Origin of the sequence: Thiothrix subterranea (assembly GCF_016772315.1) — a bacterium.
Taxonomy (GTDB): Bacteria; Pseudomonadota; Gammaproteobacteria; order Thiotrichales; family Thiotrichaceae; genus Thiothrix; species Thiothrix subterranea.
On sequence record NZ_CP053482.1, the window covers coordinates 3,747,938 to 3,764,309 of the forward strand.

Genomic DNA, 16,372 nt, shown 5'->3' on the forward strand with positions numbered 1-16,372 from the left:
CCCATTTGCGTTGTGGTGCTTAATGCCCCGGTTTGCAGATGTCGTGACGCACTATTGCACGTAATGTCAACGTCACCAGCAAAATCACCAACACGCTCAGCAACACCAACAAACCGCTGGCAATCCACAGGTACGTCGCCGCCTGCGACTGTTCATACATAATGAAGCTGGCAATGGTAATCGCCGCCAACGGGAACGAATACGCCCACCAAGGCATTCCAAACTTCAATTTCGCAAACCGCCCAATTTGGCTAAACAGCAAAATGGTCAGGAACAAACCAAAGAAATACAACACTCGCGCAAATGCATCCAGCTCATTTTCTAAACGCATATAGGCAATAAAGCCAACGGCTGGCGGCGCAATCAAAATGAACAAACTTGGCAGCAAAAACGCATCAATCGCCTGATGAAACATCATGCGGTTAAACACCAGCGTCATTAAAATCAGCCAGAAAAACATGCCGATGCTGAAGAAAAACCACGACACATCCACAAAACCAAGCGGCACGCCAACCACTGGCACGAGCACATTCCCCACCGCCGGAATAAACCACGCCGGGTTAATGTGCTGAATCTGAAAATGTTCGTGGTGCATCCATTTATTAATCACATACAGCGTAAACACCAGATGCAATAACGTTCCCGCCACCCAGACGGGCAGGGCAAGCTCAGCATTCACCCCATACAACGCCGTCGCAATCAGCAACAAACTGATCGAAATGGTCGGGAAAAAACTGAGCTTGACCGGATGCGCCAACTCCTGCGCCACACTCTGCGGGTAACGCCACGCTTTACTCACATACAGCAGGAATAACAGCGCGAAGACACTGACAGTCACTGCCAGCATCCCGACAGTGATACCCAAATCGCGGTGAAACACGTGCTGGGCTTTTTCCCACGCAATCGTTAAACCGGATAAGCCCATTACCACCGAAAAGAACGAGATGGGTAAAAAGGCTAAGCGCCCGTGTGGTGCAGGAGTGTGTTCCATCATGCCAATCCTCAGTCGTTAATGACTAATGCTTTTGCCCAAGCTTCCATCGCATTATTGGCAAGCGGCATAGGCGCTTCCATAAAGCTGATGACGAAAGTATCGGCTTTTTCAGCAATGCCAATGGCGCGGGGGCGGACTGCCAGCACTTGCGGGTTAGGTAAATGCGTACCGAAGCAGAACACCACGTTTTTAGCCGCGATAATGTCGGCAGCGATTTCGCCTTGTGGCAGCGCTTTGGTGTGCGCGTAGTGGTCGAAAACCGCAATGAATTGGGCCACCGGGTGTTCGGCGATTTTCGCTAAGAAATAGTCAACAATGCCGTCTACGGTGCGGTGGGCAATTTCATTTTTGCCGACTTCCATCGTGAAAACGGGGTATTTTTCTTGCAGCATCATTTGTTTCATGGGGATTCCTTCTAAAAGAGTAAAAAGCTAAAAGTAGGGGCGATTCTAGCGGTTGATAGCTGGTTTGGCATTGAAAAATAGCAAACTAAAGCACTAAGGTATTGCACCGTTCATCGCCGCGCAACAATCGTGGTTTTCATGATGTAAGTCAAACAATACTCAACAAAACCTTGCGATTTAACAAGGTTGATTTGTGCCTCGCCCCGCAGACTACGCCTTATAAACAGATGTCAATGAACATCGTTGTATCGCGCTAGTAGGAGTCAAACGTGCAGGAATCAAATCAATCCGGCAAGGCATCGCGCCGCGCCTTTCTCAAAGGCATGATGGGAACGGCAGTCGCTTCAACGGCTGCGTTAAGCCTTGATGCGCAAGCGCGTATCCATGCCCCCCACGAACTAGAAACCCTCAAGGATTACGAAGAACACTGGGGGTTTTGTGACATGTGTTACTGGCGCTGTGGCTTGAAAGTCCGCACCCGTGACGGCAAAGCTTTCAAAATCGACGGCAACCCGGAACACCCGCTCAATCGAGGCGTGGTGTGTGGCAAAGGCAATTCCGGCATTCAGGTGGCGTTTGCGCCCAACCGTTTGAAGCAGCCAATGGAACGTACCGGCGCACGCGGCGACAATAAATGGCGACCCATGCCGTGGGATGAAGCACTCGACAAAGTAGCGCACGAACTCAATAAGGTGAAGGAAAAATACGGCCCGCAAGCATTGGTGATGATTGGTCACGGTACGTGGGAAAAGCCTTATCACCGCCTTGCCCACGCTTTCGGTACACCCAACACGACCAGCCCGGTTTTTGGTCTATGCTGCGGGCCACGCGGGGTTGCCAATATGTTGGTAGCGGGGCGCGAACTGGGCGGCAATGAAACGCTGGATCTGGAAAACTGCAAATATTTCCTGATGATGGGGCGTAACGTCACCGAATCCCTGCACAACGGCGAAACCCTCGGCTGGATTGATGGCGTAGCGAATGGCGCGAAAGTGACTTATGTGGATCCGCGTTACACCATCACAGCCTCCAAAGCCGATGAGTGGCTGTCGATTCGCCCGCTCACTGACCATGCCTTTTTGCTGGCACTGATTCATGTGGTGATTAAAGGCGGCCTGTACGACAAGCAGTTTGTCGCCGAATATGTCACCGGCTTGGATGAGTTGGCTGCCAAAGTCGAGCAATACACCCCCGAATGGCAGGAAGAAATCACTACGATTCCGGCGGACACGGTGCGCCGCATTGCGCTCGAAATGGCACAGAAAGCCCCTGCCGTCTTGGTCTATAGCCCGCGCCGCTTGACGCGCAGTTCCAATGATTTAGGGACGGGCATGAGCATTTCGATCCTCAACTCGCTATTCGGTGTGTGGGATCGTACTGGCGGAATTTTTACGCCGCAAACCTTCAAAATCCCTGAAATCACCTTGCCGGAATTTCCGCACGCGCATGTGGCTCGCGGTGAAACGGGCGGTGATTTCGATTTCGCCCAAACGCCCTTTGCTACCGATGCGGAAGGTAAAATCCAGCGGGCAGATGGCGCAGGTGTGGTCGGACGTTGGCCGCTGGCGAATGCCCAGTACGGTTTAACCAATGAAATGTGGCGGGCAATGGCGGAACAGGATCCTTACCCGCTTAAAGCCTTGTTGACGGCGGGGGGTAACGGCTTCAGCAATAGCACCGACTACGACACTATTCGTAAAGCCTTGCTGAATATGGATTTTTACGTCGCTGCCGATGTTATCCCCAACGAAATGAACAGTTACGCCGACATCTTGTTGCCGGAAGCGAGCTATCTGGAGCGTTACGACGACTTGCAAACCGGTGGGATGCAGGAAGGGTTTGTGGCGTTGCGCGAACCGGCGATGCAGCCGTTGCATGATACCAAAGGCTCGTGGGACATCTGTAAAGCATTGTCACAACGCATGGGCTTAGAGGCGTGGTTCCCACACGATTCCATTGAGGCATTGCTGGAAGATCGCCTGAAAAAAGCGGGTTTGTCGCTGGCAGAATTGAAGGAAAAGGGCGTTATCAAAATTCCCGCCGACCCCAAAATCAATTTCCCGCGTGAACACGGCGGTAAGTCGGTATTCCCGACCCCCAGCGGCAAGATCGAGCTGATTCCCAGCCAGTTACAAGCACTGGGCATGGCGGATGCGATTGAGTGGGCAGAGCAGCCACGCCCTAAGGACGGTGAGTTCCATTTTACCTTTGGGCGGGTGGGTTTCCATACCCATGCGCGGACTCAGGACAATATCTGGTTGAACTATTTCATGCCGGAAAACTTGTTGTGGATACACCCGGACGCTGCCGCCAAGCTCGGCATTAGCGATGGCGAGACGGTGGAGGTCAAGGATCCCAAAGGGCGCGGTGGCAAGATTGCCGCCAAAGTCACGCCGCGCATCCGCCCGGATACGGTGTTCACGGTACACGGTTTTGGGCATTGGGATACGCGCATGACCACGGCAGTCGGCAAAGGGTTGTCGGATTCGTTGCTGGCATCGGATACCCGTGAAAAACACATTGGCAGTATTTCGATGGGTATGAACATGGTCACTGTGACTAAAGTCTGAGGAGGCGAATAACATGGTTGCAAAATACGTGATGTTGGCGGATACCACCCGCTGCATTAACTGCAAGGCGTGCGAAGTCGCTTGCCGTGCGGAATGGGATACCCCGCTGGGTTACTCGCGTGACTGGGTGAAGGAAGTCGAATACGTCAATGCCAAGGGGTTGCCGGAAGTGCAATTATTCCCCGGTCGTTGCCAGCATTGCGACGACCCGCCGTGCGTGGAGGTTTGCCCCTCCGGTGCGTCCTGGAAGCGTGACGACGGCATTGTGTTGGTGGATCATGCCATTTGTTCCGGTTGCGAATTGTGCGTTCCGGCTTGCCCGTATGAAGCGCGATGGCTGAATCCGGTGACGAATACCATTAGCAAATGCACGTTCTGCCAGCCGCGCATCGACAAGGGCTTGCAGCCTGCGTGCGTGGAGACGTGTGTGGGGCGTGCGCTGATTTTTGGTGATGCCAATGACCCGAATTCTGAGGTTTCCCAATTGCTGAAAGCCAAAGAATGGCAAAAACTGGTGACGGATGAGGTCAATATTGGCCCTAACCATTATTACTACACAGCGGGCAAAGCGATTCCTGACACGGTGATGCCGAAGCTGAATGAGCGGCATTTGTCCGGCACGCTGATGGAAAACATCGTTAACCCGCTGGGGACACTGGGTATCGGCGGGATGATGGCGGTATTCCTCGGTGCAGGTATTAAAAAATTGATCGACCGTCGCCAAGACGTGAGTAACAAGGAGGTCAGCCATGAGCAGCACTAAACCCACCATTAAGGTGCGTACCAAGGATGTGATTGCGATCCATTGGTTCAACGCTTTCTTCTGGCTGACGCTGGTATTGACTGGCTTTGGCATTATTTCCGGCGATTTTGTGCGCCTTGCTCCGGCATTCTGGCCGACATTCCTGCAAAACCTGCTGGGGGGCAATGCCAATTTGGTGCTGCTGCACGGCATCGGTGGCATGGTGTGGGCAGGCGTGATTGGCGTGTATGCATTGTTGAATTTCAAGCGAGTGGTATTGCCGTTTCTGAAAAATGTGTTGGTGTTAACGCCTAAGGCAGCGATCGCGGATGTGAGTTCGATGGTGATCACGCTGGCGCATTTATTTGGCTTGCTGAAACACAAAAGCGTGCCACCGCAAGGGCGTTACAACGGGGCGCAACGTTTGCTGGGGACGATGATTATTGCGTGTTCGCTGGCGATTGCGGTGACGGGGATGTATTTGTTCCTCAGCCCCATGCTTCTGGATTTTGCCGGATCAGCGGGGGTCTTGGGGGGCGTGTTCCGCTGGGCGTTGGTGATTCATTTGGCAGCGGTGTTGCTGGTATTGTTGGGCTTGGTGGCGCATATCTATTTTGCGGTGGTGGAAGAGCCGGAATCGCTGGAAACCATGAAATCGGGCGAGGCGGAAGTTGCGTTTATCAAGCACCATAATCCCTTGTGGTATGCGGAGTTGGAGCGCGAGGGGAAGGTTTGAACAATTGCCTTAATTTACCTAGTTTACGGGATATATAAGCCTCTCCCAACGGCATAGAGTCAACCAAACGGTTAACTTAAACACTATGCTAGATGGGGAGAATGTGATGATCACGCAAATCGTTAATGGGCTGGGCGGCGCTATTGGTTGCCGTCATCTGCCGCTGCAAAACCAACTGTTGTTTGTCGAATACAGCGGCAAAATTTCTGTCATTGACCTCATTAGACCGCTGGTGAGTACGGTGTCGCAAGGGACAATCGTGCTCAAGGGTACGTGGATATTTGACTGCGAAACCGGCACGTTGGGCGGTGCTGGTGGGGCTGGTGACATTTGGTGGGAACAGATGACCGCGACAGAACGGCAGATGAAGCCGGTCAATGGTGCGAAAATCGTTAACTTGGGGCAGGTTGACTGGAGCAGCGTCACCCATGCCACGCTCCAGACCCTCAGTTTCAGCACCACACCGATTCCGGGTAGTACGGATGCCAGTAACCAACTGACGAATGGCAACATTTTTGCGGTGCTGACCAATGCGGGCAATTATGCCAAGGTGCAGGTGCTCGATTACGGTTACAACATGACGGTGCGTTGGGCGACTTACCGGGTTGGCTCCAAGTACCGGGTGTTAGGTACTGGTTACACCGAACCTGAAGACATTGCGGCGACTGCCAGTGAAACCAGCGCTTATGTGACCGAACGCAGCGGCAATTTCTTGCGAGTACCGTTGGGCAGCGCCAACCGTGCCAGTGCCACTGTCCTCGCCAGCGGTTTGACCGCACCGCAACAGATGTATCTGGATGAAGCGAACGGTTATGCCTATGTGGTCGAGTTTACATCAGTCGGCAGGCTGGTGCGGATCAGGCTTGCTGACGGGACAATCACGCCGTTGGCAACCAACCTGAATAATGCGGTTGGTTTGGTCGTGACCGCAGACCGGCAACACGCCTACGTGAGTGAGCAAACTGAGAAAGGCGGGCGCATCGTCAAGATCACGTTTAGCACCGGCACTAAGCAGGTTGTGGCGACTGAGCTGGTTCAGCCATTCTTTTTGACTTGGGCTGATGCCAGCGAGGAACGGCTGTTCGTCACCGAACGCGGTACTGCCAAACGACTTGCTGCCATCGACCTGACGCAAACGCCAGCGGTGGTCTCGCGGGTGGAAACAGGGTTGCCCAATAATCCTTCCAGTACGGCTGTCATCGCACCGGGTAAATTACTGATTTGCTGTGATGCTGAAATCGGCGAACTCAATGTTGCCGGGCTGGTTATATCGTCTGCTGCCCCGTTGTTCATGGGCATTGGCAAAGTGCCTTTTGATCGGATTATTGATGGTTTGGCAGATACAACGGCTGACCCCACTTACCCTTACCAGTTCAATAAGATGCCATTCGGCGGCACGCTACCGCTGCTGATTAACCATCAACGCGCTTTTACAATGGGTGCGAGGTTTTATCAGGTGTTGGTGGATGGCACGCCCCGCTTCGATGGGTATACGGATTATCGCTGGAATGCCGTTCTGGGGCGTTACCAAGTGCGCACCCAAGCAGCCACCAGCGTAGCGGGGGGAGCTGGATATTTCCCGGTACGCTCACCGTCCGAGCTGTTTTTATGGTTAAGCCCAGCACTCGGCTTGCAACTGAACACAGTCGGCTTGTCTGATTCGTCGCATATAATCACTATCCGGTTTGTGGATGCCACGGGGAGTGAGTTTCGCGACAGCACTGCTTCAATCAGTATCATGGTGAATAACCAGTCGTGTGTGGCAACTATCGGCTTGCCAACTTTAGGTGGTGTTGAGGCTGATCCGAATTGCGGAACCTTACGCTATACGCCGGGATCGCCGGGAACAGTCGTCATGCCGTTCACCGCGTCACATCCAGCCGGGTATGCAAGCTACAGCTTCAGTCTCGTTAAAGGCGTAAACACATTAACTCCGCCAAGCATGGGGGGCAATGTTGCGAGCGCACCCAATCGGGCGGCGGCATCGGTGACGGACTTGTTGGGAACTTGCATTGCTTCGCCGGGTGTTGCGGGTTTTGCTGAGCATGTTTATGTGGCGGCAAATATCATCAATGGGGAAGGTAGGCAGAGTCAATACGATGCTTCTGCCACGATCGCCTTTGTGCTGGCTCCGGTCTGATGAACTGAACTTAACGTTGTTTGACCACATCCAGCATGGCTTGGGCGTGACCGTTAGGGGTGACTTGATACTGGGCTGTTACCAGCGTTCCATCTTTGTCGATGACGAAGGTGGAGCGCACAATGCCCATTTTCTTCACACCGTTCTTTTCCTTTTCCTGCCACACGCCATAAGCCGCGCAGACTTCGCCGGAGGTATCCGCCAACAGTTCCACTTTTAGCCCGAATTTGTCGATGAAGGCTTGATGGCTGCCGCAATCATCCTTGCTCACACCGATCACCACAGCATTATGCGCGGCAAATTCGGCTGCCAGAGCGGTGAATTCGTTCGCTTCAATGGTGCAGCCGGGGGTATCGTCTTTGGGGTAAAAGTACAGCACGACGTGTTGTTTGCCTGCGAAATCAGCCAGTGACACGGTTGTGCCATGCTGATTGGGGGAACTGAACGCGGGGGCAGGTTGCTTGGCTTGTAACATCAGCGGGTCTCCAAAAAATAAAACAGCCGCTAAGATAGCCTGAAACCCGCTTCCCGTAAAAAAGCCAGCAATGCGGGCGCGTGTTCCTCGATTTTATCGACGGAGGCGTGACCCGCGTCGGGAATTTCCAGCAGGGTTAAACGTGCTTGTGGGCAATGGCTGACGATGGCATGTGCATCGGCGAGTGGCACAACCTGATCGTCTACCCCGTGCACCAGCAGAATGGGGCAATCAATCTGGCATACGCTATTCAGCGGCGCAATCGCCGCAAAGCGATGCCCGATGACCCATTGTACGTAACGATTGACCCCACGAATCAGCAAGCGTGGTAAGTGCAACGTTTGCAGGTAACGGCGCATCACCCATTCAGGGTGCGCAAATGCCGAAACACTGATCACCGCAGCAATGTCAGTGCGCCGCGCCGCTGCCAGCAACACTGCACCCGCACCGACAGAATGCCCCAGCAACACCAGTTTCTCGCAAGCCGCCGGATGATTGGCGTGCAACCAAGCGAGCGCACTCTCCAAATCTTCAGCAAAACGTGGCAGGGAGGAAAAGCTGTGGGTATCACTTTGCCCGTGATTGCGGGCATCGAAGAGCAGCACATTCAACCCAGCCCGCTGAAAGGGCGCGGCGATGGGCAACATCAGTTCGGCATTGCTGCCCCAGCCGTGCAAGATGACTAGGGTTTGCGTGGCAGTGCCAGCGGGTAAAAACCAGCCGAATAAGCGTTTGTTGGCAACGCTGGGAATCCACACTTGTTCAAAGGCAAAACCTAAATCTTGCGGTGTGCCGTTTTCAATTTGACGTGGCGCACGAAAGCCCCAGTGGATGCCGAGCATGAATAGCGCAATTGCTGCGACAATAATTCCCGCAATGATCAGCAATGCCAGTGTCAAAAGTCGTAGCCCGCCCCGATCCACGTACTGTCATGCGCAAAATTCGCATCAAACATACCCGGAACACTGGCGCTGCCGATGGGCGTGTTAATCGCGGCGCTGTCGTAATCCCAGTCGCTGCGGCTATGCCCGATGCTGACGAAGGCATTTTTCAGTTGCGGCTGATTCAGCAGTTTGGCGGGTTTGAGCTTGGCTTCCACTTCCAGCGTGCGGTACGTGCCGTCCATGTCGATGCCGGAGTCGACCCAGCCGTTATCCATCTCGCCAGTTTGGTGGTTGAGGGAGGCATTGCCCGCCACTTCCAGCCAAGGGGTTGCCTGATAGCTGCTTTGCACTGCGACACCGGCTTTGTAGGTAGTGACTTCGGTATCAAAGGTATCCAGCATATCCAAGGCAAGATTGGCGGCAGGCAGGGCATTGCGCACTTTCATGAATGGCGTGCTGACACCCGTATTCACGCCCACCCCGACATGCCCCCGCGCCGTTTTCAGCACATCGTAACCCACGCCCACGTCAAGGTTGACGCCGTGGATGCGGTAATCGGCTGGGACGGGAATCGCGGTATTGTCCGCAATCAAATCGGTGACACTGCTACCGATCACGGGCAGGCTGCTGGTCAGCGGCAAGCTGGCAAGGTCGGTCATCTGGTTCACGGTATCCGAGTCGAAATAATCGGCGCGGAACTGGTAATACAGCGGCGAACCGTTGATATTGCGGTGCGGTTCTGCCAGCGTCCACGTATCCACTTCCAGCGAGGTATCCATGCTGACAAAGGGTTTGGCGGCTGCGCCCATGTCGAAATCACCGCTGCCGTAGCGCAATTCCAAGGCGTGGGCGGGGGCGATGCTGGTTAATGCAAGGCAGGCGAGGGCTGCTGAGCGGGTTAATACATCCATGTAAACAAGTCCTGAATTAGTGGTGATGCTCGTGATCGTGATGATGGTCATGATCGTGTTCATGCGGCGCTGCCGGTGGCAGTGTATTCGACAACAAGGCTTTTACCGCCGTCACCGGATCAGTTTCCGCCGTTGCCCGCACCATCACACCCCTGCTGCTCATTTTACGCATGAAACCTTCGCCGCAGCCGCTGGTGATTAAATAGTCTAGTTCAAACAGCGGGTGTTCACCTTGACCATTCCATTCGTGCAAGGCCATTTCCTTGGGCAAGTCCAGCCGCTCAAGTTCCTGTATTTCGTTGCCGTCATAAGTTTCGTACACCATAAAACGCCGCCCTTTACCGGCATGTCCAGTAATGGTGCGGAAATTCTGGCTGCTGACGCCAATTTTCAAAGAACCAACTTTCATGGGGGAATCCTCGTTTAAGCCACGTTACCGTCTTCGCCGATCAACAGGGTGGCATCGTCTTTGAAGTAGTACGGTGGTACGACCAGATTGGTGGCTGCCGGTACGTTTTTGTACACCCGCCCTGCCAAGTCAAAGCGTGAACCGTGGCACGGGCAATACCAGCCGCCTTTCCAATCCGCACCCAAATCTTCCGGCGCGACTTCCGGGCGGTAAGTTGGCGAGCAACCCAGATGGGTACAAATCCCCACCAATACCAAATATTTTGGGTTGCGCGAACGGTGTGCGTTTTGCGCATAGGTCGGTTGTTGTTCAACCACGGCGGAGGCTGGGTCACGCAAGTTGTCATCGTTGCTGGGCAAATTCGCCAGCATTTCTTCGGTGCGGTTCACCACCCACACCGGTTTGCCGCGCCAAACGATCCGAATCAATTGCCCAGGCTCGACTTTGCTGATGTTGGCTTCAACCGGCGCACCCGCAGCCAGCGCCCGCGCACTCGGCGACCATGAATTAAGAAACGGGACGGCAACCGCTGCCACTCCCGCCGCGCCCACGACGGAGGTAGCAGCAACGAGCAGGCGACGGCGGCCTTGATTAATGTCTGTGTGTGTCATGCAACAGTGACTCCTAAAAATAAATGCCGGTATTAAACCCGCGATGACTGAGCAAACTACTGGGTTAAGCGCCTGATTGCATTGCGAAACTGCAAACCAGTTGCATGTCGTGCACGATTTTTTTATTGATATTTGTCAACAAACGTGAAATTTCACGGTTTTTTCATTGATTTTTTCAATCTTTTAAAAATGTCAAAGCTGATTACTCGGAAAAGGAGGAATCTCCACATCCTGCTTTAGGGTGCAATGACCACGGGTTGTTGCTAGATAAATAACAAGGAGATTTCCATGGAAATGCTCGGATTATACCCCACTTGGCTAGAGCCAATGTTGGGCAGCGGTTGGGTGGTCGCCATTATTTCGACCATCCATGTCTTGGCGTCCCACACTTCGGTGGGCGCGGCAATGGTGTTCGCCTACCTTGCGGTGGTGGCGTACCGGCAAGACAAGCCGGAATTGCTCGATTACATCAAAAAGTACGGCATGTTCCTGCTGGTATTTTCTTATGTGATTGGCTCGATCACCGGCCCCGGTATCTGGTTTTCGACCACCGTTGCCAGCCCGCGTGGGATTTCGGCACTGATCCACAGCTTTGTATGGAAGTGGGCAACCGAATGGGTGTTCTTCGTCATCGAAGTGGTTGGGGTGTATCTGGTGGTGTATTTGGTCGGCAAGGTTGACCAGAAAACGCACATGCGCATTGCGGTCATTTTCGGGCTGGCTTCTTACACCACCATGCTGATTATTATCGGAATTTTGTCGTTCATGATGTGGCCGGGCAAGGAAGTCTGGTTCACCGAAGGCGGTTATCTCAACGGTTTCTACGGGGCGAATACGTTTGCGCAATTGGCGATGCGGACTGCGTTCATGTTCACCATGACGGCGGTGGTTGGCGGGATTGTCGCGTCGGGTATTAAGGAATTGGCGTTTAAGAAAGCCATGCTGCGCCGTTTGGCAGTGTTGGGGATTGTCTCTACCTTGGCGGGTTCGCTGCTGTTCCAGTGGTATCTGCATACCCTGCCGGAACAGGCGCATATCGTGTTGGAAAACCGTTTGCCGGATTATTTCCAGCCTGCGTTGATGATGGTGTTGAGTGGTATTTTGGCGTATTTCCTGTTTACCTTGGTGATGCCGCGTTTGATTGTGCCAGCGATTGCGAGCGTGATGACGGTGGCGATTCTGGTGTTTGGTTTGTGGCCTGAAGAAGTGGCGCGTGAATCCATCCGCAAGCCTTTTGTGGCGGGGCAATACGTGTATTCCAACCAGGTTATTGCACGGGATGTGCCGGGGCTGGGAATTAAATCGGAAATTCCGTTGCTGGAGGAAAAAGGTTTTCTGCAAAGCCATGTATTTTTGCCGGAAAACCTGCGCACCGTCACGCCGGATAATGCGCGGGCGGTGGGTCATGCACTGGCAATGACGGCATGTTCCAACTGCCATTCCTTGACCGATACGGGGATGCGTCCGCTGGCAAAGTATTTCGGGGGCAATACCGATGTGGGTGACATCAAGGATTATTTGCTGGGCGCATTGGCGACGGGCAATACCTTGTACATGCCGAAAATTCCGCTGACTGATAGCGAAGCCGAAGCCTTGGCGGTGTATATCGGCGCGTTGGATGGGGAGAAATAAACCATGAATGCTGAAATGTTATACGCCTTGCGCGATGTGGCGGGTGTGCCTTCGCACCCTGTGACCTTCCTGATTTTGGGGGTGTTGACGTTTGCGTTGCACATCCTCGCGGTGCAGGTGATGTTGGGCGCGTCCGGTCTGGTGATTTGGGGTGCGTTGTCGAAAGCGGCTTATCAACGCCAATTGGCGCAGGCGATGTTGGGCGTGGCGAAAATTGCCGTGTCGGTCGCGGTGGTGTTGGGGGTTGCGCCCTTGCTGTTTGTGCAGGTGATTTATGACCCGTTTTGGTACACCTCGAACGTGCTGTCGGCGTGGTGGGTGATTGGATTTATTTTGATCCTCACCGTCGCTTATTTGCTGATGTATTTTTTCTACGCGAAAAACCACCATTTGGCAACGCAGAAAACCATTTGCCCCGGCTCGATGATCCTGTCACTGGCGTTGATGTTGGTGGTCGGTTTCATTATGCACGTCCTCACCTATCAAATGTTGTCGCCGGATCAGTGGATGCAATGGTATGCGCCCAACGGTGAAATTGATGCGTCAGGGCGCAAATTGCACGCTTACAACGGGTGGCGTTTTGGGTTTTTCATCAGCTTGTCCGTGTTAGCGATCAGCGGCTGGTTGTTTGCTTACCGCCATTATATTAGCCACCGCACCGATGTGGATAACGGTTATCTGCAATGGTTGAAAGGGCTGGCAACGGTCTTGAGTCTCGCTGGTGGCATCGTCGCACTGGCCTTCGGCATTGGCTGGATGGCGACACTGCCAGACAGTCAGGCCGGTTTTGGTTTCTCCCCTTGGGTTGGGCTGGCAGCGGTGCTTATCTCCCTCACCGCTGTCATGCCGAAACTCATTGGTAGCCGCGTGAATGCGCCGCTGTTTGGTTACGGTCTGTTTGGGCTGGCAGCCATCACGGGGATTGTGGTGGCGATTGCGCGGGAAGTGTTGCGCTGGAATATTCTGTTTGGCGATTTTGGCTACAACGCGCTGGATTATCCGGTGAATATGGACTGGTACAGCACGCTGCTGTTCTTTGGCACGTTTGTGATTATTGGTGGCTTGGTGTTGAGCTATTTCCTCACCGTGGCCTGGCAAGCGGGGCAAACGGAAGGGGTGTATACGCCTTCGCCTGCGGTGACGCGCTTGGGTAATCTTTCCATCCTCCTCATCACGTTGTGGATTATCCACTTCTTCGTGCTGGGGTTGTGGGTGTGGCTGCGCTAAGGGGGCAATGATGAAACTGAACACAATCCTATTGCCGCTGTTGCTGGTGTCCTGCATTGGCACGGTACAGGCAGACGAGAAAAAAGCCGTCGAAAAAGTCGCCAAAGCCGTAGAAGCCAAAACGGTAGAAGCGAAAGCACCTGCCGACAGCGTTTCCAAAGACGAATTACGCGAGATGATCCGCGAATTGATTCAGGAAGAAATGGCGAATCTGCAACCGACCAGCAACACGGACAGCAAGCCAGTTGCACCTGCTCATGCCGCGAAAGCGGGCGAAATCCTCGCCCATACCTGCGCCGGATGTCATGGCACAAATGGCACGCTGGAAAACGAAGCGTTCATGCCGCTGGCAGGAATGCCGGAGCAGGAATTCGTTAAAACCATGCTGGATTTCCGCGATGGAGCACGCCAATCGACCCTGATGGGCACGGTTGCCAACGGCTTGAGCGAACAGCAAATCCGCGACATGGCACGTTATTTTATGGAGGTTTCCCCATGAGTCTGAGCCGACGTGAGTTTTTGGGGCTGCTCGGCGCAACCGCGCTGGCGGGCGCATTCCCTGTCCGTAGCGCGTTTGCGGTGGCGCAACCGCATGTGGTCATTATCGGCGGCGGGGTAGGCGGGGCAACCGCTGCCAAATACCTGCGGCTGCTGGATGCCAACCTCAAAGTGACGGTGATTGAAAAAAATCCGGTCTACATCCGCCCTTACGGTTCGTCCGAAGTCGTGACCGGACATATCAAAATGGACGATTTGAACGTGACGTATGACGCGCTCAAATCCAAATACGGCGTGAATGTCATTATCGACGAAGTGGTTGGTTTCGACCCCGACAAGCGCAACGTCAAGCTCAAAGGTGGGCGTGCCGTGCGTTACGACAAGCTGGTGGTATCGCCGGGGATTGAGTTGCTGTACGACAAAATTCCGGGCTATTCCGCTGAAATTGCCGACACTAAAGTCACTTCGGGCTGGATTCCGGGCAAGCAAACCGCGTTGCTGGGCGAACAGCTCAAAGCCATGCCGCAAGGCGGTACGTTCCTGATGGTGGCTCCACCCGCGCCGTACCGTTGCCCGCCGGGGCCTTACGAGCGTCCGGCTCTGGTGGCGGAATGGTGCCAAAAACACAACCCGACCGCCAAAGTCATTATCGTTGACCCGAAAGACGAATTCGTCACCGACCAGACCATGATGCTGGGCTGGAATCGTTTGTACGGCTTCAATATCCCGGAAAAATTCCGCAAGGATATGCCCGCAAGTGTGGAGATCAAGCAGCACAGCAATCCCGGCATCCTGAGCTGGATTCCGAAAGCGGATGGCGGCACACCCGTGTTGCTGGACGTTGAAAAAATGACGCTGAAAACCGACGGCGGCGACATCAAGGCGGATGTGATCAATATCGTACCGCCGATGCGGGCGGGCAAGATTGCCACCGCGATGGGGCTGACCGACGAAAAAGGTTGGTGTCCGAATCAGCGCAAGACCTTCGAGTCCAGCCTGCACCCGCATGTGCATGTGATTGGCGATGCGTGTCATGCCGATGCGATGCCGAAATCCGGCTTTTCGGCGAATACGCAGGCAAAAACCGTAGCGCGTGCGATTGTCGAAGCGTTGGCAGGGCGTGAAATTCCCACACCTAGTTGGGAGAACACCTGTTACGCGCTGGCGGGTTCGGATTACGGGCTGTTCGTCGCTGACGTATTCGAGCTGGTGGAAGCCGAAAACAAGATCAAGCGTGTCGGTAAATTCAGCCGTTACCTGAAGCTGGATGCGACTCCGGCACAAATTCGCATGGGCGCGGTGTATCAGCAGGCTTGGCTGAAATCCTTCACGGAGGACTGTTTTGCATGAAAATTTCACAAATTTCCTTGATTGGGGTGGGTGCTGCCCTGTTGGTATCCGGCTGGGTGTGGGCGAATGAGGCCGCGCATGAAGCGGTGGATGCGGTTAAATGGAAACCCGCCACCTTGCGCGTAGCGTTGGCGGACATGCCAGCGGGTGACATTGCGCGTGGTAAAGCGCTGAATTCGCAACTGATGTGCGCGTCGTGCCACGGTGAAAATGGCGTTGCTCCGACCAGCAATTGGCCAAACGTTGCGGGGCAAAAAAACGATTACACCTACAAAATGTTGCTGGATTATAAGTCGGGTTTGCGTAGCGAAGATGAGCGCAGCAAGTTGATGACGGTGGCAGTCGAGCCAATGAGTCAGCAGGATATGGCGGATGTGGCGGCGTATTACGCGAGTTTGCCTGCACATGAAGTCACGGTGAAAGCTCCAGCGCACGCGGATGCGGAACGGCTGGTGCGCAAGGGCGATCCAACGCGCTTGCTGACACCGTGTGCGTCGTGCCACGGGGTGAAGGGGCAGGGCGGCAAGGAGGCGGCTCCGGCATTGGCGGGGCAGTCGGAAAAAGCGTTTATCCGTACCATGATGCTGTATAAAAACGGCGAGCGCGATAATGATGTGAACAAGTCGATGGCGCAGTTTGCCGGTAAGCTGACGGATGAGGAAATTCGGCAGTTGGCGGCGTATTACCACACGCGATAGTTTCGTTAGTGCTTCCTCCTCCTGGCACGTATCGGGGGAGGTTTTGCGGTTGATTGTTGGGGATTATAAATGCAGATTCCATGCGGCGGCG

Annotated in this window: 16 protein-coding genes; 9 read left to right on the top strand and 7 right to left on the bottom strand. The window is 54.2% G+C overall.

The window, feature by feature from the left end:
- Window positions 1-19: 19 nt before the first annotated feature.
- Both HMY34_RS18485 and HMY34_RS18490 read right to left on the bottom strand, forming a co-directional pair.
- Window positions 20-994: an SLAC1 anion channel family protein gene (locus HMY34_RS18485; RefSeq protein ID WP_202716883.1), complete on the bottom strand. Its 975-nt coding sequence runs from the start codon at window positions 992-994 to the stop codon at window positions 20-22.
- 8 nt (window positions 995-1,002) lie between these two features.
- Entirely contained in the window at window positions 1,003-1,398 is a 396-nt protein-coding gene (locus HMY34_RS18490) for a DUF6858 family protein (protein ID WP_202716884.1), read from the bottom strand.
- 269 nt (window positions 1,399-1,667) lie between these two features.
- On the opposite strand from HMY34_RS18490, the gene HMY34_RS18495 reads away from it, so the two are divergent.
- From HMY34_RS18495 to HMY34_RS18510, 4 genes are all read left to right on the top strand, one after another.
- Entirely contained in the window at window positions 1,668-3,968 is a 2,301-nt protein-coding gene (locus HMY34_RS18495) for a molybdopterin-containing oxidoreductase family protein (protein ID WP_202716885.1), read from the top strand.
- 13 nt (window positions 3,969-3,981) lie between these two features.
- A complete protein-coding gene (locus tag HMY34_RS18500) occupies window positions 3,982-4,731 on the top strand; it encodes a 4Fe-4S dicluster domain-containing protein (protein ID WP_202716886.1) in 750 nt (249 codons plus the stop codon).
- Complete coding sequence (locus HMY34_RS18505) at window positions 4,718-5,446, top strand: cytochrome b/b6 domain-containing protein (protein ID WP_202716887.1); 729 nt, start codon at window positions 4,718-4,720, stop codon at window positions 5,444-5,446. Before HMY34_RS18500 ends, HMY34_RS18505 begins: the two co-directional genes overlap by 14 nt.
- Window positions 5,447-5,552: 106 nt before the next feature.
- Entirely contained in the window at window positions 5,553-7,586 is a 2,034-nt protein-coding gene (locus tag HMY34_RS18510) for an NHL repeat-containing protein (RefSeq protein WP_202716888.1), read from the top strand.
- A 10-nt stretch (window positions 7,587-7,596) separates the two neighbouring features.
- Here the strand turns inward: HMY34_RS18510 and HMY34_RS18515 are convergent, their stop codons facing one another.
- From HMY34_RS18515 to petA, 5 genes are read right to left on the bottom strand one after another with little or no spacing between them, the layout of a single operon-like run.
- Complete coding sequence (locus HMY34_RS18515) at window positions 7,597-8,061, bottom strand: peroxiredoxin (protein WP_202716889.1); 465 nt, start codon at window positions 8,059-8,061, stop codon at window positions 7,597-7,599.
- A gap of 29 nt (window positions 8,062-8,090) precedes the next feature.
- Window positions 8,091-8,960 (bottom strand): alpha/beta hydrolase, encoded by an 870-nt coding sequence (locus HMY34_RS18520; RefSeq protein WP_202716890.1) that lies wholly within the window; start codon window positions 8,958-8,960, stop codon window positions 8,091-8,093.
- Complete coding sequence (locus tag HMY34_RS18525; RefSeq protein WP_202716891.1) at window positions 8,957-9,856, bottom strand: hypothetical protein; 900 nt, start codon at window positions 9,854-9,856, stop codon at window positions 8,957-8,959. Before HMY34_RS18525 ends, HMY34_RS18520 begins: the two co-directional genes overlap by 4 nt.
- 16 nt (window positions 9,857-9,872) lie before the next feature.
- Window positions 9,873-10,265, bottom strand: coding sequence for a NifB/NifX family molybdenum-iron cluster-binding protein (locus HMY34_RS18530; RefSeq protein ID WP_202716892.1), 393 nt, complete (start codon window positions 10,263-10,265; stop codon window positions 9,873-9,875).
- A 14-nt stretch (window positions 10,266-10,279) separates the two neighbouring features.
- Window positions 10,280-10,876, bottom strand: coding sequence for a ubiquinol-cytochrome c reductase iron-sulfur subunit (gene petA, locus HMY34_RS18535; RefSeq protein WP_202716893.1), 597 nt, complete (start codon window positions 10,874-10,876; stop codon window positions 10,280-10,282).
- Between the two features lie 288 nt (window positions 10,877-11,164).
- On the opposite strand from petA, the gene HMY34_RS18540 reads away from it, so the two are divergent.
- Genes HMY34_RS18540 through HMY34_RS18560 form a run of 5 tightly spaced genes read left to right on the top strand, consistent with a single transcriptional unit; the run spans window position 11,165 to window position 16,281 of the window.
- On the top strand, window positions 11,165-12,508 hold the full coding sequence (locus tag HMY34_RS18540) for a c-type cytochrome (RefSeq protein WP_202716894.1): 1,344 nt from the start codon (window positions 11,165-11,167) through the stop codon (window positions 12,506-12,508).
- Window positions 12,509-12,511: 3 nt separating this feature from the next.
- A complete protein-coding gene (locus HMY34_RS18545; protein ID WP_202716895.1) occupies window positions 12,512-13,735 on the top strand; it encodes a hypothetical protein in 1,224 nt (407 codons plus the stop codon).
- A gap of 10 nt (window positions 13,736-13,745) precedes the next feature.
- Window positions 13,746-14,234 (top strand): c-type cytochrome, encoded by a 489-nt coding sequence (locus HMY34_RS18550; RefSeq protein WP_202716896.1) that lies wholly within the window; start codon window positions 13,746-13,748, stop codon window positions 14,232-14,234.
- A complete protein-coding gene (locus tag HMY34_RS18555) occupies window positions 14,231-15,583 on the top strand; it encodes an NAD(P)/FAD-dependent oxidoreductase (protein WP_202716897.1) in 1,353 nt (450 codons plus the stop codon). The genes HMY34_RS18550 and HMY34_RS18555 overlap by 4 nt, the downstream gene beginning before the upstream one ends.
- The gene (locus HMY34_RS18560; protein WP_202716898.1) at window positions 15,580-16,281 is read left to right on the top strand and encodes a c-type cytochrome; all 702 of its coding nucleotides are present in this window, start codon (window positions 15,580-15,582) and stop codon (window positions 16,279-16,281) included. Before HMY34_RS18555 ends, HMY34_RS18560 begins: the two co-directional genes overlap by 4 nt.
- Window positions 16,282-16,372 lie beyond the last annotated feature (91 nt).